Source organism: Pararhizobium sp. A13, from assembly GCF_040126305.1.
Classification (GTDB): domain Bacteria; phylum Pseudomonadota; class Alphaproteobacteria; order Rhizobiales; family Rhizobiaceae; genus Pararhizobium.
Genome location: NZ_CP149510.1, coordinates 1,842,738 through 1,863,854, shown reverse-complemented (window position 1 = coordinate 1,863,854; position 21,117 = coordinate 1,842,738). Strand labels below are relative to the sequence as shown.

16 protein-coding genes and 1 tRNA gene are annotated in these 21,117 nt (G+C 60.4%); 8 read left to right on the top strand and 9 right to left on the bottom strand.

Annotated elements, in window-relative coordinates; translation table 11 throughout:
- Window positions 1-25 precede the first annotated feature (25 nt).
- Complete coding sequence (locus tag WI754_RS08955) at window positions 26-940, bottom strand: LysR family transcriptional regulator (protein ID WP_349437334.1); 915 nt, start codon at window positions 938-940, stop codon at window positions 26-28.
- A gap of 210 nt (window positions 941-1,150) precedes the next feature.
- On the opposite strand from WI754_RS08955, the gene WI754_RS08950 reads away from it, so the two are divergent.
- On the top strand, window positions 1,151-2,266 hold the full coding sequence (locus WI754_RS08950; protein WP_349437777.1) for an acyl-CoA dehydrogenase: 1,116 nt from the start codon (window positions 1,151-1,153) through the stop codon (window positions 2,264-2,266).
- A 157-nt stretch (window positions 2,267-2,423) separates the two neighbouring features.
- Here the strand turns inward: WI754_RS08950 and WI754_RS08945 are convergent, their stop codons facing one another.
- The 3 genes from WI754_RS08945 to WI754_RS08935 are packed head-to-tail and all read right to left on the bottom strand — an operon-like array spanning window position 2,424 to window position 5,118.
- Window positions 2,424-3,572, bottom strand: a complete 1,149-nt coding sequence (locus WI754_RS08945) for an FAD-dependent oxidoreductase (RefSeq protein ID WP_349437333.1) — start codon at window positions 3,570-3,572, stop codon at window positions 2,424-2,426.
- 4 nt (window positions 3,573-3,576) lie between these two features.
- Window positions 3,577-3,897 carry a 2Fe-2S iron-sulfur cluster-binding protein gene (locus WI754_RS08940; RefSeq protein ID WP_349437332.1) on the bottom strand — a complete coding sequence of 107 codons (321 nt, stop codon included), beginning with the start codon at window positions 3,895-3,897 and terminating at the stop codon, window positions 3,577-3,579.
- A gap of 12 nt (window positions 3,898-3,909) precedes the next feature.
- Window positions 3,910-5,118 carry a cytochrome P450 gene (locus WI754_RS08935; protein WP_349437331.1) on the bottom strand — a complete coding sequence of 403 codons (1,209 nt, stop codon included), beginning with the start codon at window positions 5,116-5,118 and terminating at the stop codon, window positions 3,910-3,912.
- Window positions 5,119-5,230: 112 nt separating this feature from the next.
- Here WI754_RS08935 and WI754_RS08930 point away from each other — a divergent pair, with 112 nt between their 5' ends.
- Window positions 5,231-6,175: a LysR family transcriptional regulator gene (locus WI754_RS08930; protein ID WP_349437330.1), complete on the top strand. Its 945-nt coding sequence runs from the start codon at window positions 5,231-5,233 to the stop codon at window positions 6,173-6,175.
- 80 nt (window positions 6,176-6,255) lie between these two features.
- Here WI754_RS08930 and WI754_RS08925 read toward each other — a convergent pair whose 3' ends face one another.
- The 3 genes from WI754_RS08925 to WI754_RS08915 form a co-directional block, all read right to left on the bottom strand.
- Entirely contained in the window at window positions 6,256-6,795 is a 540-nt protein-coding gene (locus tag WI754_RS08925; protein ID WP_349437329.1) for a cupin domain-containing protein, read from the bottom strand.
- A gap of 73 nt (window positions 6,796-6,868) precedes the next feature.
- Entirely contained in the window at window positions 6,869-7,984 is a 1,116-nt protein-coding gene (locus tag WI754_RS08920; protein ID WP_349437328.1) for an alcohol dehydrogenase catalytic domain-containing protein, read from the bottom strand.
- 261 nt (window positions 7,985-8,245) lie between these two features.
- Window positions 8,246-8,980, bottom strand: coding sequence for an FCD domain-containing protein (locus WI754_RS08915; RefSeq protein ID WP_349437327.1), 735 nt, complete (start codon window positions 8,978-8,980; stop codon window positions 8,246-8,248).
- 184 nt (window positions 8,981-9,164) lie between these two features.
- On the opposite strand from WI754_RS08915, the gene WI754_RS08910 reads away from it, so the two are divergent.
- The 5 genes from WI754_RS08910 to WI754_RS08890 all read left to right on the top strand — a co-directional run bounded on the left by WI754_RS08910 (window position 9,165) and on the right by WI754_RS08890 (window position 15,165).
- Complete coding sequence (locus tag WI754_RS08910) at window positions 9,165-10,013, top strand: fumarylacetoacetate hydrolase family protein (RefSeq protein ID WP_349437326.1); 849 nt, start codon at window positions 9,165-9,167, stop codon at window positions 10,011-10,013.
- Window positions 10,014-10,114: 101 nt separating this feature from the next.
- Window positions 10,115-11,020: a VOC family protein gene (locus WI754_RS08905; protein WP_349437325.1), complete on the top strand. Its 906-nt coding sequence runs from the start codon at window positions 10,115-10,117 to the stop codon at window positions 11,018-11,020.
- 21 nt (window positions 11,021-11,041) lie between these two features.
- A complete protein-coding gene (locus WI754_RS08900; protein ID WP_349437324.1) occupies window positions 11,042-11,929 on the top strand; it encodes an alpha/beta fold hydrolase in 888 nt (295 codons plus the stop codon).
- A complete protein-coding gene (locus tag WI754_RS08895) occupies window positions 11,926-12,981 on the top strand; it encodes an Ldh family oxidoreductase (RefSeq protein WP_349437323.1) in 1,056 nt (351 codons plus the stop codon). The genes WI754_RS08900 and WI754_RS08895 overlap by 4 nt, the downstream gene beginning before the upstream one ends.
- Window positions 12,982-13,893: 912 nt before the next feature.
- Window positions 13,894-15,165 (top strand): nitrate/nitrite transporter, encoded by a 1,272-nt coding sequence (locus tag WI754_RS08890; protein ID WP_349437322.1) that lies wholly within the window; start codon window positions 13,894-13,896, stop codon window positions 15,163-15,165.
- Window positions 15,166-15,810: 645 nt separating this feature from the next.
- On the opposite strand, the gene WI754_RS08885 is transcribed toward WI754_RS08890, so the two are convergent.
- Window positions 15,811-15,887: transfer RNA gene (locus WI754_RS08885), tRNA-His, on the bottom strand.
- 167 nt (window positions 15,888-16,054) lie between these two features.
- Window positions 16,055-16,504: a phasin gene (locus WI754_RS08880; RefSeq protein ID WP_349437321.1), complete on the bottom strand. Its 450-nt coding sequence runs from the start codon at window positions 16,502-16,504 to the stop codon at window positions 16,055-16,057.
- A gap of 244 nt (window positions 16,505-16,748) precedes the next feature.
- Between WI754_RS08880 and WI754_RS08875 the strand changes: the two genes are divergently transcribed.
- On the top strand, window positions 16,749-20,639 hold the full coding sequence (locus WI754_RS08875; protein ID WP_349437320.1) for an ATP-binding protein: 3,891 nt from the start codon (window positions 16,749-16,751) through the stop codon (window positions 20,637-20,639).
- The last annotated feature ends 478 nt before the right edge of the window (window positions 20,640-21,117 follow it).

Sequence of the window (21,117 nt, the reverse complement as noted above, 5' to 3'; positions counted from 1 at the left end):
GAAGGATCGTCCGGCCCGCTCCAGACTATTGAAGTCTCCACGGTTCCGTCTGATCAGTAGAGACTTCCGCGGCGAGCCATGTGCGAAATGCGCTGAGCGGCGGATAGTTGGCGCGCGATTGCGGCCAGACCAACCAGTAGGAGCCGGAGCCCCGGACCGATCTCCTGAGAAGTGGCACAAGGCGCCCCTCCTTGAGTTCGATCTCGGCGAGATAGTCCGGAAGAAGGGCCACGCCCAGCCCGACAATCGCGGCTTGTGTCATCGTCGCAAATTGGTCGAACAACATGCCTGCGATATTCGGCGGTTCGATGCCTTGCGCAGCAAACCAGGTTCTCCAGGCATCATGTCTTGTTTCCAACTGCAGCAACGGCAATCCGGCCAAATCACGGGCGCTGTCAACCGGATGCCGGGCGAGCAGCGTTGGCGATATGCAGGCGGTCAGCCGTTCTTCGAACAGCTTCATATGGCCAGCGTCGCGCCAGTCGTCGGTGCCGAAATGAATAGCAGCGTCAAAGCTCTCGGCGGCAAAATTGAACCGCTTGAGGCGGGTTGCGAGATTGACGGTGACGCCGGGGTGGTGAACGAGGAAATCCCCGAGCCGTGGCGCGAGCCATCGGGTGCCGAAGGCCGGCAGGATCGCAAGGGACAGAGACCCCCCGCCCGGATTGGCCGCGAATTCCATGCTGCCCCGCTGGATGAGGTCGAGCGCGCGGGTGACGTCCCGGCCATAGGCCTGTGCAGCCGCCGTCGGAATGAGTTTTTGCTTGTGACGCTCGAACAGCGGCCGCCCCAATTGTTGTTCCAGATGCTGGATCAGACGGCTCACAGTGCTCTGCGTCAGATCGAGTTCGCGCGCTGCAGCAGCGGTTGAGCCGGTTCGCAACACGGCTTCGAAGGCGGACAGGAGACTTATCGAAGGAAGAAAACGGCGCGGGCGCATGTTAGCCTATGCATTTTATGCATGAAGTTACGTCTAGATAGGGTTTTTCGCCGCAAACAGCAATCGCTATGTACATAGGCAAGCCACTTTACACTCTTTTCCGAGGGAAAATCCGTGTCCGCCAACCATGCTAAAAGCGCTTCCCAAACCAGCACATTTGCCTGGAACGACCCGTTCCTGCTTGACGACCAGCTTTCCGACGAAGAGCGGATGATCCGCGACTCCGCCGCGGCTTTCGCTGAGGCCGAACTGCTGCCGCGCGTCCAGGAAGCTTATCTCAATGAGCACACCGATCCCGAGCTCTTTCGGCTCATGGGCAAGGCCGGCCTGCTTGGCGTGACGCTGCCGGAGAAGTATGGCGCGGCCAACGCCAACTATGTCGCCTATGGTCTCGTCGCGCGCGAAGTCGAGCGCATCGATTCCGGCTACCGCTCGATGATGAGCGTCCAGTCCTCGCTCGTGATGTATCCGATCTATGCCTATGGCTCCGAGGCTCAGCGTGACAAATACCTGCCTGGCCTCGTGTCGGGCGAGCTCATCGGCTGCTTCGGCCTGACCGAACCGGATGCCGGTTCCGATCCCGGCGGCATGAAGACCCGCGCCGAGAAAATCGACGGCGGTTACCGCCTGCGCGGCTCCAAGATGTGGATTTCGAACGCGCCGATCGCCGATGTGTTCGTCGTCTGGGCCAAGTCGGAAGCACATGACGGCAAGATTCGCGGCTTCATCCTCGAAAAGGGCATGAAGGGCCTGTCAGCACCGAAGATCGGCGGCAAGCTGTCGCTGCGCGCCTCGATCACCGGCGAGATCGTGCTGGACGGCGTCGAGGTCGGAGAAGATGCACTGCTGCCCGGCGTCTCCGGCCTTGCCGGTCCCTTCGGCTGCTTGAACCGAGCCCGCTACGGTATTTCGTGGGGCGTGCTCGGCGCCGCCGAGGACTGCTGGTTGCGCGCCCGCCAATATGGCCTCGACCGCATCCAGTTCGGCAAGCCGCTGGCTGGCACGCAGCTCTACCAGAAGAAGCTCGCCGACATGCAGACGGAAATCGCCCTCGGCCTGCAGGGGAGCTTGCGCGTCGGGCGCCTGATGGACGAGCACACATTCGCACCGGAAATGATCTCGATCGTCAAGCGCAACAACTGCGGCAAGGCGCTCGATATCGCGCGCCAGGCCCGCGACATGCACGGCGGCAACGGCATTCAGATCGAGTACCATGTCATGCGCCACGCGCAGAACCTGGAAACGGTCAACACCTATGAGGGCACGCATGACGTCCATGCCCTGATCCTCGGCCGCGCGCAGACCGGCATCCAGGCGTTTTTCTGACGGGCGGCGCGGGCACGACCTCTCCTTGAACTGCAAACGGTGCAACCTGTACGTCTGGCCGGCCAATGGACCGGCCCAGACGCGGGCTGACTAGAATTGAAGCCTTGGCGGACTAACGGTTCGACATTGCGGCAATGGCTGAACCTTGAACACGGGATCAGAGGCCAAGCTGACGTTTTGCCAGCATGAAGCTGCGTGCATCGTTGAGGCAGTCGACCGCGATCAGCCGTTCTTTCTGAAAATAGGAAACGGTCATGCTGCCTTCGGCAATGCCGTGGGAGACGGTCGCGCGATCATAACCGCGGTTGAAGCCGGCAATCTGCAATTTGGTCGAATATTGATCCGACCAGAACCAGGGCCGGGGACAATAGGGCAGCTCGGCCCCGAGAATATTGCGGGCGACATGTTCGGCCTGGTCGATGGCATGCGGCACGGATTCGATGCGGGTTCTTTCGCCCTCATAGGAAAAGGATGCGCAGTCGCCGGCGGCCCAGATCGAGGGATCGGAGCTCTTGCCGAATTCGTCCACGACGATACCGCCGTCGGTTGCCAGTCCTGCCGCCTCGGCAAGTGCCGCATTCGGGCGCACGCCGATGCCGACCACGACCGCATCGATGGTGAGCTTTGGCCCGTCCGCCAATGTGGCCATGATGGCTGCACCGTCCGGCTTGAGCCCGGCCAGCCCGGTGCCTTCGCGGATGTCGACGCCCTGGGAGCTGTGCAAGCGGCGAAAATACGACGCGGTCGGCTCGGCTGCGACCCGGTTGAGAATGCGCGGTGCCATCTCTACAAGCGTCACCTCGGCTCCGACCTGCCGCGCGGCCGCTGCAACCTCGAGGCCGATATAACCGCCGCCGACGACGAGAAGCCGCGCGCCTTCCCTCAGAATGGGGCGCAAACGATCCGCATCAGCCTTGTTGCGGAGGTAGAAGATATTGCCGATACCCTCGGCCATAGAGGTAGGCAGCTTGATCGGGCCGGCGCCTGTCGCGAGGATGAGCTGGTCGTAGCCATGCCGGCCATGTGCGGTCACCACGTCTTTTGCAGCCCTGTCGATCTCCAACGCCGGCTCATTCTGAGAAATGCCGATGTTCTGCTGGTGGAAGAAATCGTTGTTCCGAAAAAACAGACGCTCTGCCTCGATCTGTCCCAGGAGATAGGCCTTGCTGAGCGGCGGGCGCTGATACGGCATCGCGTTCTCGTCGCCAAGCATGGTGATCGAGCCTTGAAAACCTTCCTGGCGCAGCTTTGCGGCTGCGGCCAAACCCGCCTGCCCCGCACCGACGATGACTATCTTCTTGATCATCAGCTTACATCTCGGCTGGAATGCGGACGGTTGCACCGTCCAGGCGCCCGTCCACCTTGATCTGACAGCTCAGGCGGCTGCCGGGTGCGCGCGGGGCGGCGGTAAAGTCCAGCATGTCGTTCTCATGCTCGCTGATCGGATGAACCAAGGATGCCAACGCATCATCGAGGATGATGTGACAGGTGGCGCAGGCTGCCGAACCGTTGCATTCGGCGATGATGCCGGGCACCGCATTCTGGAGTGCGACTTCCATGAGGCTCAGGCCTTCTCTGGCCGTGCAGGATTGTTCCTTCCCATCGGGAAGGATGAATGTGATGTTGGGCATGATATCCTCCTGTTAGACGTCCCAGGCGACCGGGAGCGTGGTCGGGCCGCGGAAAACCCAGCCCTGGATATGCACATCGGCGCGGTCGCGCAGCCGCAAATTCTTGAGCCGCTCGAACAGTCTCGGCACGACGAGACGGCCGACCATGTGGCGCGCAACCCAGGTTCCGGCACAGAAATGCGGCCCGGCGCCGAAGGCGAGATGCGACTTCTTTTCGCGGAAGACGTTGAAACGGTCCGGATCCTCGAAACGGCTGTCGTCGCGGTTGGCCGCACCAACGCAAAGGCCGATCTGGTCACCGGCCCGCAGCTGCACGCCGGAAAAGATGACGTCGCGCGTCACGCGGCGCGGATACATGCCGATCGGCGAGATCCAGCGGACGGACTCCTCGAACGCCACCGGCCAGAGATTGGGGTCGGCCTTGACCCTCTCGAGCTGGTCGGGATTTTCCAGCAGACCGAGAACAAGGGTCAGGATGGAATCGCGCGGCTCGTTCAAGCCGCCGCCAACCGCCACCTTGATGTTGGCGTAGATCTGATCGATCGTATGGGGATCATCCGCATGGATCATCGAGGAAAGAACCGACATATTCGGATTTTCCCGGTGATAGGGGAGCGCGCCGTCGATCGCCTGTTCCACGCCGCCGGCGGCCTCGGCTGCCTTGCGGGAAATTTCCGGATCGCCGGAATAGTTGCCCGCGCCGTCGATGAGCGACTGTGACCAGAGCGCCATGGTCTGCCAATCGACATCGAGAAAACCGAGGACTGCCGCCAGCGCCCGGCCTGCCATGGGGGCTGCGAGCGCGGTGAAGAGGTCGGCCTCACCGTTTGTCTCGAAGCCGGCCATCACGTCGTCAAGAATGGCTTCAAGCTTTGGCGCCCAGCAGGATTTGACCGCTCCGGGGCGCAAAGCCGGTTCGACCGCCTTGCGTTCGCGGGCATGCGCCTCGCCATCCTTGCGCATCATCGTATGGCCCATGACCTTGTTGACCAGCGACTGCGGATTGACAGAGGAGAATGTTTCTGCGTCGCGCTCCATCGCCATGATGTCCTCATAGCGCGTAGCGATCATGATATTGGCGGCCTCGATCCGGACGATGGCAGCCAGTTCGCGGGCACGCTTGAAAGTGGGATAGGGGTCGCTCAACAACTCGGCAAACGTCACGTCCGAAATGGCCGGTACGGCTGACGGGGTCTCCTCAATGGTGGCTTGCACTCCCATATTGCCCTCCCAAGCAATGAACTTTCATGAATCGTAATACCGCACTTCCATTCTGACAATTGGATGGATACGATGGATGTCATCGAATATTTCGATGACTAGGAGAGGCAAAGTGATCCCGGAAGAGCTGGCGCAGATTGACATCAGATCACTGCAACTGCTTGTCACCGTGCACGACACGGGGTCCTTCTCCGCGGCAGCGGCGCATCTCGGCGTCAGCCAGTCCACCGCGAGCTATACAATCGAGCGGCTGCGGAAGGCATTCGGCGACCCCCTGTTCGTGCGGCAGGGCAACCAGATCACCGGAACGGAAAAATGCGGCGAACTCGTTTCGCAGGCGCGTGAGATCGTCAACCGCATGCTTGCGATTGCCGTCCCTTCCGAATTCGATCCCATGACAGCGGAAGGCTCGGTGACGCTGTCCTGCAATCACCATGAACGTTTTCTTCTGGTGCCGGCCTTCCTGAAAGCCATGCGCCAGGAAGCCCCCAACGCCCTTCTCAACATTCTGGAATCGGCCGTAAACGGAAAACAGCAGCTCAAGGAAAATATCGCCGACATCGTGCTCGGGCCCGTGCGCATCCTGGGCGAAGGCTACTTCCGTCGGCGATTGTTTGTCGACCACTATTCCTGCGTCATGGACCGGAAGAATCCGTTGGCAGACGGAGAATTGACGCTCGCGCGCTACCGGGAGGCCGCTCATGTGGCCATCACGCACAACGGCCAATGGCAGGCGCTCTATTTCGAAGCCCTGAGGGCTCGCGATATTGCGTTGAAGCCGCAGTTGACGCTTCCGAGCCACGACAGTCTGGAGCTGATGATCGTCGGAACGGATCTGGTTGCAACAATTCCGAACCGGCTCGCCAGCGCCTATCAGGATACGCTCGCCGTCCGCAGCTTCCCGATCCATACGCCGATCGAGATCGACATCTATTGGACGGAGCGCACGCACCGCTCCGGGCTGCATCGCTGGGCCCGGCAGCTATTGGCCGACGTCGCCCGCGAAGTTGTGTCCGACCGGGTCAGTGACGCAGAAACGCTTCCTGACCGCGGCTGATCTTCGAGAAAAGATTGGCCGCGCTGCTTTGGTCGATATCAGGCTTGGCCTAGTGCCCCGCAATTGGCAAAGCCGGGCGTTTACCGGGTCTGGGCGCCGATCAGCACAAAAGCCACCGTTGTGGGCCCACTGCTCGGATTGCGCCAGGCGTGGCGCGCGCCGTGCTGGACGAATGTGTCTCCCGCATTCAGATTGACGGTCGCGCCATCATCGAGCTCCAGGGTCACCCTGCCGCTGAGGACAATACCGTAGTCCAGTGTCGGCGTGGTGTGCATGCCGGGATTTTCCATTTCGAACGTTTCCGCGATACCGGGAGCCGCGGCAAGATGTTCCGGGCCGGCAAGCTCCGGCCGGAAGTCGGTCGACATCATCACCGAGTCCGGCGGGAACGTGACGACGAGGAAGGTCGAGCCGCCGGCCGGCTGGAGCAAGGTTCCGTTGTCTGCCATCGGATCCTTGCCGTCATACGGCAGCGTCGGAACGCTCCCTACAGACCAGATCGGCGCGGAAATGAAGCCAGGCGTGTGCCGGAGCGCCAGCTCGCGGGGTGACACCCCATCGCTGACAACAATGGTTTTGCCGGCAGAATTTTTTGCGGTTACCACGCGTCTGAAAGTCATGACATCCTCCCACGTCATCGGTCATTTGGATGGGGTTGCCCACCAAAGGCAACCCCGACGGCTTTTTTGAAACTCAGGGGCAGATTACGTAGTTCGAGAAGCCGCCGTGGCGCTGGGCGATGCCGGAAATCGCCTTGTTGACCTCTGAAAGCGGATAGCTCTGCGTTTCCAAAATAGACAGATCGACAACGCCGGAAGCAACCATGTCAGCCATCTCCTGGCCTTCGGCCGTGGTGAGCCACGCCGACCCGTAAAGGCGTTGATTGCGATCCATCAAGCGGTGAACGTCGATGCTCACGGGACCAGCAATTGCGCCGATATCGACGGCGATACCGCCACGGCGCAGACTATGCAGGCCCTGCAGGAACGTTTCGTGCAGCCCGCCCGGACCGAGGCAGTCAAGAAAGGCGTCAACGCCTTCGCCATCCGTGTGCGTCATCGCGAAATCGGTGACACTACCGTCGTCGATGGAGAAGACCTCGATGCGATTTGGCGCCAGCGCCTTGATCTCTTCCAGAAGCTTCTTGTCGCGCCCGGTGCCAAGGATCTTGTTGACGCCCATGGCCAGGCCAAAGATTGCAGCCCCAATGCCAAGTGTTCCGCTCAGGCCGTTGACAAGAATTGTATCGCCTGGACCCGCATTGACCTTCCGGAGCGCCGAATAAGCCGTGCCGAGATAGCCGAGGCGGGCGGCCTGGTCGTAGGCCATATTTTCCGGGATCTTCACGATCGCGGAAACGGGCGCGACCATGTATTCGCTCAGGCCGCCAATCGGATAGTCCGCAAAGGTTTGCATGGCATGTTCGGAGAAGCCAAAATATCCCTGAAACGCATAGTGCTTGCAGGAGATGGAGTCTCCACGACGGCAGTGACGGCATGATCCGCAGCTTCTGCCCGGGTTCACATAGACCCGGTCACCGGGCTTCAATCCGTGCACTTGCCGGCCGACCGCCGCAACTTCACCCGCCGGATCGAGGCCGAAGACGGCAGGAAGCGGCGGCAGCGGCATGTGCGGAAACCACGTCGTCCAGTTGGCCAGGATGTTGCCGAGATTGGGCACGATGCCGCAGGCTCTTACGCGGACCAGCACATCCATGTCGCCGGGTTTCGGGGTCTCGAGCGTTTCGAGTTTCAACTCGCCGCCGACGCTGTGCATACGCGCAGCGGTCATTGTCTGCGGAATGGACATGAATTCCTCCTCCTATACGAAAACCAAAAAGACCCTGGGATTGGATCTGGCGCTCCTCCGCCTGAGTGTTTTCGTAACCGAGAATTTTCGAAATTTCAACTGTTTTCGTAAAATTTGCGATTCATCTGACGATGGCCCACTTTTTCAGAATTGCGAAAAGCCCCCCGATCATCGCTCCTGTTCGACAATAGGAGTATCGGCCCCGACCCTGTTCGCCTGGGTTTGGAGCTTCAACCAGCCGCGGAATCGCGAGGCGCTTTCTTATTGGGCTGCGTCTTCGAAACGTTTGGATTTGAAGGGAAGCCCCGTCTTGCGATCGGGGAAAAGATGGCCGGCATGCTCGATGACATTCTCGCTCGTCTCGCGGATATGACGGTCGATCAGTCGAAGCGCGCTCTCCACATCGCGATCCAGAGCCGCGTCCGCGATCATCTTGTGCTCGGCGCCCTTCTCGCGCCACTGGGTGCGAAACTGGGAGGACATACGCCGGTAGCGATGCGCGCGCTCGAACAACTTGCTTCGTATTTCGAGCAGCACCGGCGACCTGCACGCCGCAACCAGAGAATAATGGAATTCGCCGTGCACGGCGCTCCATTCCTCCGAGAGATAGTATTCCCGGCCCAGACGCTGCTGCAGCTTGTCCATGCGGTGATAGGTCGACAGGATATTGGCTTCCCAGCGATCGTCGCCATTGCCGATCGCCTTGGCCAACGCCTCGCGCTCGACGAGAACACGTACATCCGTCAAATCATTGAGATCGGCGATCGAAACGGGCGCGACCATGAAGCCGCGCTGCCCCTCCGAAACGACCAGGCTTTCCGCTGCCAGCCGCGACAGCGCTTCACGGAGCGTGGAAAAACTCACGTTGTACATGGTCTTGAGCGCCTCGAAGCGCAGCTTCTCGCCCGGTTTCAAGACACAATTGATGATGTCCAGCCGCATGCGCTGCAGCACGTCGCCGGCTCTTGTTTCTCCACCCGTCTTCTGAGTTTCCAAGTGCTTCTCCTTAAGTCGCCGACACGCGCTCTGCACGAAAGTTGTCACGCTTAAGTACAAAAAATTTCGAAAAAAATCAATGTTGTTGAAATTTTTTGTCATCGCACCGGATTTTTGCCTTGCCATGCGTTTGCGGCCGATGTTTACGATAATCCGTATATTTTCGAAAATATGGAGGCCCAGTTTGCGCTACTTGAGTTTCATGCACAACGGGCAGGCGCGCTACGGCTGCATCGTGAACGATGCCGTCGCGGACCTCGGGAAACGGAGCGGCCTGCCGGACCTCGCCGCCTACATCGCAGCAAATTTTTCGCGCCTCGGGTCGGAAACGGGTCTTGAGCCCGACTTTACGCTCGATGCAATCCGCTATCTTCCGATCATCCCCAGTCCCTCAAAGGTTCTGTGCGTCGCCACCAACTATCGTGAGCCCGGTGAAGAGGAGAGAGACGAGCCAGGGTTTCCACTGCTCTTCTCCCGCTTCGCTGCATCACAGACGGGACACGGAGAGCCACTGCCGAAACCGGACATTTCGGACAAGTTCGACTACGAGGGCGAATTGGCCGTCATCATCGGGCGTACGGGCCGGCGGATCGCCAAGGCAGATGCACTTTCTCACGTCGCCGGTTATGCCTGTTTCAACGACGGCAGCGTGCGCGACTGGCAGAAGCACTCGACCCAGTTCACGCCGGGGAAAAATTTCGTCAGGACCGCAGGCTTCGGACCATGGATGGTGTCGACAGACGACTTGCCTGACCCGACCGGGCTCGCCCTGACGACGCGGGTGAACGGGGAAGTCAGGCAGAGCAACAACACCAGCCGGCTGATCTTTTCCATCCCCTTTCTGATTTCCTACATCAGCCAATTCACCGTTCTCGAGCCAGGCGACGTCATCGTCACCGGCACACCATCGGGGTTCGGCTCAACGCGCAAGCCGCCCGTCTTCCTGAGTGTCGGCGATGTCGTTGAGGTGGAGATCGAGAAAATTGGAACGCTCCGCAACGACGTGGCGGCCGAGAGCGACGTCTGGTTATAATTTCGATATTTTATTTTATTTCGAAATATGTTGCGATTGTCGGATATTTGCGATATCAGAACGGTAAGAGCCTATCTTCAGTGCATTCAAGGGAGGAAATCATGACGCACATCGTGCACGCCGTCGGGCACATGAAGGTCAATGTCACCGATCCAGAGGCTGTTATTCGTGATGCAACCGAAATTCTCGGCCTGCACGTCACGCATCAAGACACCAGCCAAACCTGGTTGAGTTCGAACGGGCGGGCCGCGGAACTCGTTCTGGTTCATGCAACCGAAAACTCTGCCCATACGATCGGGCTGGAGGCGCTGACGCCGGAGCTGGTGGCTGAGGCAGCATCCCGCGTCAAAGGCGCCGGTTGCCGGATACTGTCTCACGAACCGAGCCTCGACTGCATCGCCCAAGGCGTGACCTTCGCGACGCCGGAAGGGCTGCGCTTTGAAATACACACCCCGATCCGTAACAAGACCTATGGCCGGCGCTATCCGACAAGAGGCGTCGGCCCGAACCGGATCGATCACATCAACCTGATCACCCCGAATCCGGAAGTCACCCGCGCCCAGCTCGAAGCGATCGGCGGCATGCGGTTGTCAGAACGCATGGTCAATGACGCCTTGGGCTGGATGTATGGCGGCAATCGCCAGCACCACGTCTTGGGATTGGTCAAGGGCGCCGCCGCCGGCCTGCATCACGTGTCCTTCGAGTTCCTGGAATTCAACCAGTATCTGCGCCTCGGCGACATTCTCGACCGGTTCGACCGGCAGCTGATGTGGGGCCCCGGCCGCCATCGCCCCGGCGACAACACTTATGCCTATTACACCGATGCCAGCGGCATGATGATCGAGTGCTCGGGCGTGATGGCCCATATCGCCGATGACGCCGACTTCACCCCCAATGTCATCACCAATCTCGACCGCCCGGGCAATGTCCGCGACATGAATGTCTGGGGCACGCCCGCGCCGCTCGAATGGCGCGAATATTTCCATCCCTTCGCCAAGATCGTCTGATCCAGACCGAGGTATAAGACTATGCAGGAAAAACTGACCTTCATGTCCGATGGCCTGAAACTTTCGGCCGTTCTTCATGTTCCGGACGGACGCAAGCCTGGCCAGACGCTACCGGCCTTTATCGTCTGCCACGGCTTTGTCGGCTCGAAGGATGAAAGCCACGCGCAGATCCAGGCCGAGATGATGGAAGCGTTCGGCTATGTCGCGCTGCGGTTCGATTTCCGCTCATGCGGCGAAAGCGAGGGTGAACGCGCCCAGGTTCGCTGCTTCGACCAGGTGGCCGACGCCAAGAACGCGCTGACCTTCCTCGCCGAGCGCGAGGAAGTCGATCCGAAGCGCATCGGCATCACGGGCCACAGCTTCGGCGCCGCGGTGTCGGTCTATGCCTCCGGTGTCGACGACCGCTTTGCCTGCTGCCTTTCCTCCTGCGGCTGGGGCAATGGCGAGCGCAAGTTCCGCGGCCAGCATCCCACCCAGGAATCCTGGGAAAAGTTCATCGGCATTCTTGAAAACGGCCGCAAGCACAAGCAGGAAACCGGTGAAAGCCTGTGGATGTCGCGCTTCGACGCCGTGCCGATCCCCGAACATCTGCGCAAGAACCTCTCGCCCAAGGCGATCATGGAAATTCCGGTGGAAACCGCCTGGTCCATGTATAACTTCCGCGCTGACGATGTGGTGGCCAATATCGCGCCGCGCCCGCTCCTTCTGTTCCACACGGCAAATGACATCATCACGCCGACCATCGAATCCATCCGGATGTTCGAGAAGGCGGGCCAGCCGAGCGAACTGATGCTGATCGACACGACCGCGCATTTCCCGCTCGCACCCAACGACGCGCCGCGCACGAAAATGATGGTCAAGGGCTGGCTCGACAAATTCTTCCCGTCTCCGCTCGGCGGTGCGTCATGAACGCGGCCCCGGCGAGAAAATTGATCCCGCGGCATGCACTTGAAGCCTTTTCCGCCTCTCTTCTGGAAGCGGGCGGCTTCAGGCCGGATTACGCCCGCCAGACCGCAGAACTGCTGGTCTGGGCCAATCTGCGCGGCGCCGATTCCCATGGCGTGCTGCGTATCCCGCGTTATATCGAAATGGCCGAACTCGGGATCGTCAAGGGTGATGCCAAACCGGCGCTCGCACGTGAGTTCGGGGCAATCGCCGTTATCGACGGCGATCGTGCACCGGGGGCCGCCGGCATGGCCCTGGCGGCTGACAAAGCGGTGGGTCTTGCTGGGAAATTCGGAATCGGCCTTTGTTCCATCATGCGCACCAGCCATGCCGGGGCGGTCGGCTATTTCGCCGAGAGAGTAGCAAAGGCCGGCATGATCGGCATCGTCATGTCGGCGTCCAAGCCTTTGATGGTCTATCACGGATCCCGGGGCGAAGGCGTTTCGACCAATCCCCTGTCGATCGCCGCGCCCGGCAACAACCGGGATCGCCCCATCCTTCTCGACATGTCGACGGCTGCCGTGGCGCTTGGCAAGGTTATGGCCGCCAGGGATGCAGGAAAGCCCATTCCCTCGGATTGGGGAGTCGATACCAACGGCGTTGCGACGACCGACCCGGCGCAGGTCAAAGCCGTGCTACCCATGGCTGGACCCAAGGGATCAGGCCTATCGCTGATGATTGAGGTGCTCGTCAGCCTTCTCGGCGGCAATCCGCTCATCTCCGTTGCCCTTAAGGAAAAGCGGGACGCAGGCTTCAACGGCCTGGTTATCGCGATCGATCCGAGAGCATTCGGATTGGACATCCCGTTCGAAGACGAAATCGAACAGCTTGCCGGCGCAATCCGGTCCCTGTCGCCGGCAGAGGGCGTCGACCAAGTCCGATTGCCCGGGGAGCGCGGTTTTGACCTGGCGGAAAAACGGATCGAGGACGGAATTCCGATTGCCGCCGGCACGCTCGCGCGTCTGGCCGCAGAAGCGGCAAAACGCGGCATAGCGATTCCCTTACAGTTCAAGTGATCCTCATCCAGAAGCGTTTGGGCGAGGTTCATCCAGAAAGCGGCCTACCTGCATTTGGCAATACATGCCGCTGCTGTATCACTGGTCTGGAGCGCCTTGTCGCCTCGCCATGCACACCAGGGTTTGTTGCCCAACGGCGACCAGAAGCGTCTCTGAGACGTCTTGCAACTCACTCGAAGGGCGACAGGCTGGGACTCTTTGGGCCATCAGTTGGGCAGAAGCGGCCACCCCTGCCGAAGCATGTTTGGCCTTCCTCTGGAGACGCCGGACTCGCCCAGGATGCTCGCGTTGTGTAACTTCGCGATCAATAGCAAGCTGCACGCTTGCGACCTCGTCACCGGGGTCATTCTCAGTGCTCGTGACGCATATTCGGCGGTGGCCTGGGTCGTTGGCGCCGAGTACGGGCTCCAGAAAGCTATTCGTTCCTCCACCAGGAGACACGCGACGAAGCGTTTCAGCGGAGAATCTTCGCCCATGCGAGATTGTGCGATTGGACGCTGCTGGCGGGAAACAACCTACTTTGCCTCGGAAACCGCGCCGAGGTGGATCAACCCCGCAGCTCCTTGCTGAGCGCGGTCAGCTGAACCGCCTCAGTCATGGTGTCTAGACGCCGCAACTAATTGAGCAATGCCGCCGAAATAGGCTATTATTTGGCCACCTTACAAAGCCCGATTAAAGACTGTCTGGCTAAATATTTGAATTTACATCGAGATCAAATTTTCTCCATCTGGCACGTCGCTTGCCTTCATAGTGACAAGCCCGAGCAGAGACCGCCGGTGACGCCCAATGTCGCGCGTCAGAAGCAAAGTTGCCAAACAAGATCGACGCGCTGATCGCTGATGAGCGAGCGTTGTTCGTGGCATTTCCAGCATCAACGATTGAATGGCGCAGTGCGACGCGCCGGGAGAAGCAATGTCCGTTCTTCACCAGACCCAGAAGATATCTGCAAAGGAGCAGGCCCGTGCCCTGTGGGTCTCCACGGGTGCCTTCACCATCTGTTTTGCCGTGTGGACGATTTTTTCAATCATCGGCGTGCGCATCAAAGAGGAGCTTGGCCTCAGCGAAGTGCAATTCGGCCTGCTGATCGGCATGCCGATCCTCACCGGCTCGCTGATCCGCATCGTCCTCGGTATCTGGACCAACCGCTATGGCGGTCGGCTCGTCTACACCGTCACCATGCTGGCGGCGGCACTTGCCACCTTCCTGCTCGCTCATGCGACCACCTATCCTCAGATGCTGCTCGCCGGCCTCGGCGTCGGCTTAGCCGGTGGCTCCTTTGCTGTCGGTGTCGCTTATGTGTCGCCCTTCTTCCCGCCGGAAAAGCAGGGCACCGCGCTTGGTGTGTTCGGCGCCGGCAATGTCGGCGCGGCGTTGACCAAGTTCCTTGCGCCGCTGCTTCTGGTTCCCTTCGGCTGGCAGGTCGTCGCTGAAGTCTGGGCTGGCGTGCTCTTGCTGACCGCGGTTGTCTTCTGGTTCACGACTGAAGACGACCCACAGTTCAGCGTTCGCCGCAATTGCGGCGGGTCGCGTAAGCGCTTCCTCAGCGAATTCGAACCGCTCAAGAACATCCAGGTCTGGCGTTTCGCTCTCTACTACTTCTTCGCTTTCGGGGGCTTCGTGGCGCTCGCCCTTTGGCTGCCGCGTTACCTCGTCGGCGTCTACGATTTTCGCATCGAGACGGCGGGCATGATTGCGGCGGCCTATTCGATCCCCGGCAGCATCTTCCGCGCCTATGGCGGCGCCCTTTCCGACAAGATCGGCGCGCGCAAGATCATGTATGCCATGTTCGCCGTGGCGGCAGTCACAACGCTCATTCTTTCCGTGCCCGCGGGTGGGGCTGGAGTTGGCATGCCGATCGTCACTCCGATCGTCTTCGTCGGCGTGATCTTCGTGCTCGGCTTCTGCATGAGCCTAGGCAAAGCAGCCGTCTACAAGCACATTCCCGCCTATTACCCCGCCCATGTCGGCGCCGTCGGCGGCGTGGTGGGCATGATGGGAGGCCTCGGCGGCTTCATCCTGCCGATCGCCTTCGGCTTCCTCAAAGACGTGACTGGTCTCTGGTCTAGCTGTTTCATGCTGCTCTTCGCGATCGTGGCGGTTTCGTTGATCTGGATGAACACCTCGATCCGCCAAAGCAAGCGGCACGCCGGTGAGGGCATGTCGGCCGGCGCCTTTGCCCGATAGTTGCTCCCCAAGGGGCGCCGTAGCCGGATCACCTTCACGGTCCCGGCAGACCCCATGGCCGCGTGTTGATCGAGCAAGCAATTCGTTTCCCCGCAGGGATTGCCAAAACCCTGCTCACTGCCCGGCACCTTGGTGCCGGGCCTTTTTTGACCAATTGGCCCGGACCGAGGGCGTTCCTTCATCGAAATTGTCGGCTTTCCTTCAGATGGGGGTGCGCAAGTCCAACAGACATGGCGAACGGCACGAATTGCTACGCGGCCAAGTTCGCGGGCTGCTTCAAGTTCACAAGCATATTTGTGAGCTGCGCGGGGTTCGCGGCCCTCGGCTACCGCCTGTGCGCCGGCAGCCATACAGTTCTCAAGGGTTGATGCGATACCGAGCGAGAGGAGAGCCAGCTCGCCGGCAGCGCGTCCAGCGGGATCACGGCTTGTGGAGGTCGACATGCAGGCCGGACTGGGATCAGGCGGTATCATCCCGCCTGCAAAGCGATTCGACGGCATGAAATGACATTCTGTGGACAAAGCCTTGCCCTGTCTGACCCGTAGCACTCGGTAGGGCGACGGTATGGATCATACAACGGACTTGAAATTAGGACTCATTAGCTACAGCAACATCACGTAAGTGACTGATATCGCTAAAAGAAAATGGTACGGTTGGGGGGTCTCGAACCTCCGACCTCAGGTGCCACAAACCTGCGCTCTAACCAACTGAGCTACAACCGCACATAAGAGTGACACACGAAACTTTGTCCGGTGCCGCTTTCCGGGTCAAATACGGGCAGTCCGTATTTTTTGCAAGACATAACTTGCCGTTTGATGTGAAAAAACCGGGTGACGGATCACCCGGTTCTCTTGATTGAGCCGAACCGGCAAACCGGCACTGGCGAAAATCAGTTTTTCTTGAAGCCGGAGATGACCTTTTCGGCGGCATCCTTGCCGGGCTTCGTGACGTTTTCGGCAACCTTGCGGGTGGCTTCCTGCATCGACTTCGCCTGCTCAACGGCAAGCTCTGCCTGCTTGCGAATGAAGGCAGTCTGCAATTCGAAGAATTCGGAAACGGACTTGACGCCGAGCAGCGCTTCCAGATGCGAGAGCGAGTTCTCGGCATTGGTGCGCAGGGCTTCGATCGCCTTGAGGCCGAGTTCGACCGTGCCGGACTGGGCGCTTTCGAGCGTTGCTTCAACGGTCTTCGTCGCGTCTTCGGCGGCGGTCTTCACCTTCGCATAGGCTTCCTTCGACTGGGCGGCACCCTTTTCCGCGAAATCGCGGAAGGTCTCGGTCACCTTTGTCGGGTCGAATGCAGCCAGCGAAAAGGCATCTTCTGTTTTCTTGGTAGCCATGATCAGCGCTCCTTGGTTTGGGCCCTCTCATGAGGCACCCGTTTCAGATGATGTCTATATAGGCGATTTCGTTGTGCATTGCAATATATTTGTGCATCGCACAAATCAAAATCGACCGACATTAACCTTCCGCGGCGAAAGACATGTGCCCGACGGCGTGCAAGCTAGACCCCTGCCGCCCCGCCGGGTATTAATACACTGTTAACAATCCCGTCCGTGTGACGGTTTTAAACCAGGTCAGCCGATGCCCGCAAAATCGTATCCCTTCATCGACATCGCCGTTCATGAGCGGGTGCGGGAGCATTTTGCGAGGGGCGACGCGGCCGTTTTGTTTTCGCCAGACATGAGCCAGGTGCTGTGGTCGAATGGCGAGGGCGCCTTCCTGTTCGGCCTGCCGTCGATCTATGACTTCATCGACAGCGGCGCCAACCGCAACGACGCCGCCTATCGCCAGATGGAGACGGCAGCCCGGCAGCTCGAACGCAGCGGCGACAAACGGTCGTTTCTCATGCGCATCGCCTCGGGCTTCCAGCGCGTTCCGGTCAACGCCGCGGTGGAGATGATCACCGTGCGGCCCGGCGAAACCGCAATCCTTTTTACAGCCCCCCGCGCCGGCAAGCCGCTGTCAGCGGAAGAACGCGCCGCCCGGATGATCTCCGGCTTCGACGATCCCGACACGCATATGGCGGTCCTCGATAGTGAAGGTACGCTTCTCGCCGCCTCCCCCGGCTTCCATGCTCTCTCCATGACGCCGCAGACCTGCCGTACGCTGGTCACCGCCGTTGCCCGCGACAGCGACTGGCTGCTCAAGCGCCCGGTCCCGACCGGCAAGGGCCATCTGCCGGCGGCGATCGGCAAACTTTCTGAAAACCCTGCCCTGCACCTGCTTTTTGCTGTCGAGACTATTCTCGGCAATCTCGACGCGGGCGCGGATTTCCGCGAGATCGAGGAAAATGGCGTCAACGTAGCCACGGGAGACACCGCGCCGTCCGTGGCAGCCGCCCCGCTTCTTTCGGCAGCACGCTTGCCGGACGATGTTATCGACGAGATCGAAGCGATCGAGGAAATCCTGGCGGAAAACGAAAGCTTCACCGATTCGCTGGAGGCGCCCGAGGCAGAGGGTGCCGATGCCTTATCGACCGGAGCGCTGCTGGAAACGCCTGCCGATGATCTTTCGGTGCGGGAAACGGAAAATGAGGCCGCCCTTACGGATACGCTCGTTTCTACCGAAGAGACCGAACAGCCTTCCAACGACGCTGACACAGCATCTCGCGACACCGTATCGGAAGCAGCAGGCACTCATGCTGACGAACCGCAGCCTCAACTGTCAACTGCTAACACGGTGAAAGGAGACGACCTCACCGAGATCGGCGAAGCCATTGCCGCCGAGGCCGAGGACCTTGCCGAACAACCGAGCTTGACAGTCGCGGACGAACCGACCGCCGAGACGGAGCAGGACGTACCGGAAGAAGCACCTCTGGACGAGGAGGCTGTCATAGCGCCGGTCGAAAGCGCATCGGAAGAGGCATGTCGGGACGAGGCGAGCACGGCCGACGCCGCGCAAGGCTTCGTCTTCAATCCGAACAGCCGGGCCGTGCGTTTCGTTTGGAAAATCGATTCCGACGGTCGTTTCAGCGAGATTTCCGAGGAGTTCGCGACCGCAGTCGGGCCGAAGTCCGCCGATGTCGGCGGCCAGCGCTTCACCGAGCTGGCGGCGCGGTACCATCTCGATCCCGGCAACACGATCGGCGAATTGCTGAAGCGGCGCGATACCTGGTCGGGCAAGACCATTTTCTGGCCGGTCGAAGGCACAAGCCTGCAGGTTCCCGTGGATCTCGCGGCCCTTCCGACCTATTCGCGCAATCGTGAGTTCGACGGCTTCCGCGGCTTCGGCATCGTTCGCGTGGCAGATGCGGTCGAGGACGAACAGGTCATGGGCCTGACGTTCGGCGAGCCGGCGGCTTGCTCCGTCGACGAGAACGCGCCCAGAGAAATTGATGGCGCAGCCGTTGATGCCGCGGACGTGGACGATGGTCACGGCGATCAGGCACGCGCCGCAAACGGCTCGATCCCGGACGAAACCATCGTCGATGACGGGATCGCGGGCGACGGCACCGACGACGGCGTCGAAACTGTCCAGTCCCCCCCTGATCTTGCTGCCGAAGCCGAACCGGAACATTCCGACGAGGAAGACCTGTTTGCCGGACTGGAAGACGAGCAGCCTGCGGCAGAGCTTCCGCCGGAAGATCCTTTTCGTGGTGAAGTTCCGGCATTGAAGCTCGTCGAGACGCCGGGGCGCCGCGCGTCCGACAAGGTGATTGAACTCAACGACCACCGGCCGCCGGGTGCCGAATCTTTGAGCCGCAGCGAGCAGGCCGCTTTCCGCGAGATCGCGCGTCAGTTAGGCGGAACCTTCGGCAAGCGCACGAACGACGATGTCCCGGCGAGCGATGAAGCCGTCGCCGATGATCCGGTGAGCGCCAACCCCGTCGAAGAGACAGCACTGCTGAAGGCTGACAACATCGACAAGGACGATTTTGCGGATATCGGCAGCGCTGCGACCCCCGCCAACGAAACCGCCCTGCCCGAAACGCTCACCGCGATCGTGCCGCCGCGCACCAGCAGCAACAGCAGCCTGACGCCGGAGCTCCTCGACAATTTGCCGATTGCCCTTCTGGTTCACAGCGGCGACGATCTGTTTCATGCCAACTCCGAGTTCCTCAAGCTTACCGGCTATTGCGACCTGGACGAATTGCGGGAAGAAGGCGGGATCGATGCTCTCTTCGCCGGCGACGAGGACGGTCTCCTCGACGCGCCGGACGGCGCCTTGATGGTCATCCGCAATGACGGCAATCTGGTCGCTGTGACGGCGCGATTGCAATCGATCCGCTGGGAAGACAAGAGCGCCCTGATGATGGCGCTCTCGGCGGTGCCTGCGCCGGCAACACCAGTCGCAACCGAAGCCTCGCCGGAAGACACGGCGCCAGAGGCTGACAGGAACCCGGAAATCCAGGCTCTGCGCATGGAGACCGAAGAACTGCACTCGATCCTCGAAACCGCGACGGACGGCGTCGTCGTTGTCGGCGCGGACGGCGAAATCCGCTCGTTGAACCGCTCGGCGAGCGCGCTGTTCAACTATGATGACGGCGAAGTCCGCGGCAAGCCCTTTGCCATGTTGTTTGCCCATGAGAGCCAGAAGGCAGTGCTCGACTATCTGTCGGGCCTGTCCGGCCATGGCGTCGCCAGCGTACTCAATGACGGCCGCGAAGTGATCGGCCGCGAGGCGTCCGGCGGTTTCATCCCGCTGTTCATGACCATGGGCCGCCTCTCCTCCTCCAACGGCTTCTGCGCCGTCATCCGCGACATCACCCAATGGAAGCGGACGGAAGAGGAGCTGCGCAATGCCAAGCGCGCAGCCGAGACCGCGAATGCCCACAAGAGCGATTTTCTCGCCCGCGTCAGCCATGAGATCCGCACGCCGTTGAATGCTATCATCGGCTTTTCCGACATGATGGCGAGCGAGCATTTCGGCCCGATCGGCAATCCCCGCTACGTCGAATATGCCAGCGACATTGGCCGCTCCGGCCGCCATGTGCTCGACATCGTCAATGACCTGCTCGACATTTCCAAGATCGAAGCCGGCGAGATGGATCTCGAATTCACCGCAGTCGAAATCAATGACGCTGTCTCGGAGGCGGTCGCCCTGGTCCAGCCACAGGCCAACAGCCAGCGGGTGATCATCCGCACGTCGCTTTCGGGCTCTGTCCCGAACGTGGTCGCCGACAACCGCTCGATCAAGCAGATCGCCCTCAATATCCTGTCGAATGCCATCCGTTTCACGCCGTCGGGCGGCCAGATCGTCGTCTCGACGGCCTATGAGGCCAATGGAAGCGTCATCCTGCGCATCCGCGATACCGGCGTCGGTATGACCCGCACCGAGCTCGAGCAGGCGATGAAGCCCTTCCGGCAGGTAACGACCGGCGTGCGCAAGCGCGGCGACGGCACCGGCCTCGGCCTGCCGCTGACGAAGGCCATGGCGGAAGCCAACCGGGCCCAGTTCTCGATCAGTTCGGCGCCGAACGAAGGCACGCTGGTGGAGATTTCCTTCCCGTCGCAGCGGGTGCTGGCAAATTAGCGATTGCACGGCAACTGTCACCGGCATTCAGGCTCACGGTATTTCGGCGGCAACTTCACGCCACGTCCGGGTGGTGGTGGTATGGCGGTTAACTCGATCGGTCGGGGAAGTTCTCAAGCCACCCTTTGCGATCGTTGGACATATTGGTTTGTTCGTCACCTCCTGTCCGACAAACGGCCGACGGTGGTCGTTTTCTACCGAACAGCGCAAATTAGCGACAACTACTTAAACACCGGAATAGCGGATAAAAAAAGAGGCAGCTAAGAAGCTGCCTCGATAAGTTGAATGCTAAACAGGTGCTCGAGAAGTAGTGACGTCAGGTCCGTGCCGGCATCTCTGCCGAAAGCAACCCTGACATCGGGTAACCTCAAGTTGAGTGCACCATGCGCTGCCATTCGTAAACAAAACCTTTCCGCCGTATCCGCAAATTTTAAGCATTCGCGGCAAAGACATAAGCTTTGGTTAATTCGGCGGGCGG

Bases quoted from the DNA above. Each gene is read 5' to 3' on its own strand.
- WI754_RS08955 (WP_349437334.1), bottom strand. From the start codon at position 940: ATGCGCCCGCGCCGTTTTCTTCCTTCGATAAGTCTCCTGTCCGCCTTC.
- WI754_RS08950 (WP_349437777.1), top strand. From the start codon at position 1,151: ATGATCCGCGACTCCGCCGCGGCTTTCGCTGAGGCCGAACTGCTGCCG.
- WI754_RS08945 (WP_349437333.1), bottom strand. From the start codon at position 3,572: ATGATCAAGAAGATAGTCATCGTCGGTGCGGGGCAGGCGGGTTTGGCC.
- WI754_RS08940 (WP_349437332.1), bottom strand. From the start codon at position 3,897: ATGCCCAACATCACATTCATCCTTCCCGATGGGAAGGAACAATCCTGC.
- WI754_RS08935 (WP_349437331.1), bottom strand. From the start codon at position 5,118: ATGGGAGTGCAAGCCACCATTGAGGAGACCCCGTCAGCCGTACCGGCC.
- WI754_RS08925 (WP_349437329.1), bottom strand. From the start codon at position 6,795: ATGACTTTCAGACGCGTGGTAACCGCAAAAAATTCTGCCGGCAAAACC.
- WI754_RS08920 (WP_349437328.1), bottom strand. From the start codon at position 7,984: ATGTCCATTCCGCAGACAATGACCGCTGCGCGTATGCACAGCGTCGGC.
- WI754_RS08905 (WP_349437325.1), top strand. From the start codon at position 10,115: ATGACGCACATCGTGCACGCCGTCGGGCACATGAAGGTCAATGTCACC.
- WI754_RS08900 (WP_349437324.1), top strand. From the start codon at position 11,042: ATGCAGGAAAAACTGACCTTCATGTCCGATGGCCTGAAACTTTCGGCC.
- WI754_RS08895 (WP_349437323.1), top strand. From the start codon at position 11,926: ATGAACGCGGCCCCGGCGAGAAAATTGATCCCGCGGCATGCACTTGAA.
- WI754_RS08890 (WP_349437322.1), top strand. From the start codon at position 13,894: ATGTCCGTTCTTCACCAGACCCAGAAGATATCTGCAAAGGAGCAGGCC.
- WI754_RS08880 (WP_349437321.1), bottom strand. From the start codon at position 16,504: ATGGCTACCAAGAAAACAGAAGATGCCTTTTCGCTGGCTGCATTCGAC.
- WI754_RS08875 (WP_349437320.1), top strand. From the start codon at position 16,749: ATGCCCGCAAAATCGTATCCCTTCATCGACATCGCCGTTCATGAGCGG.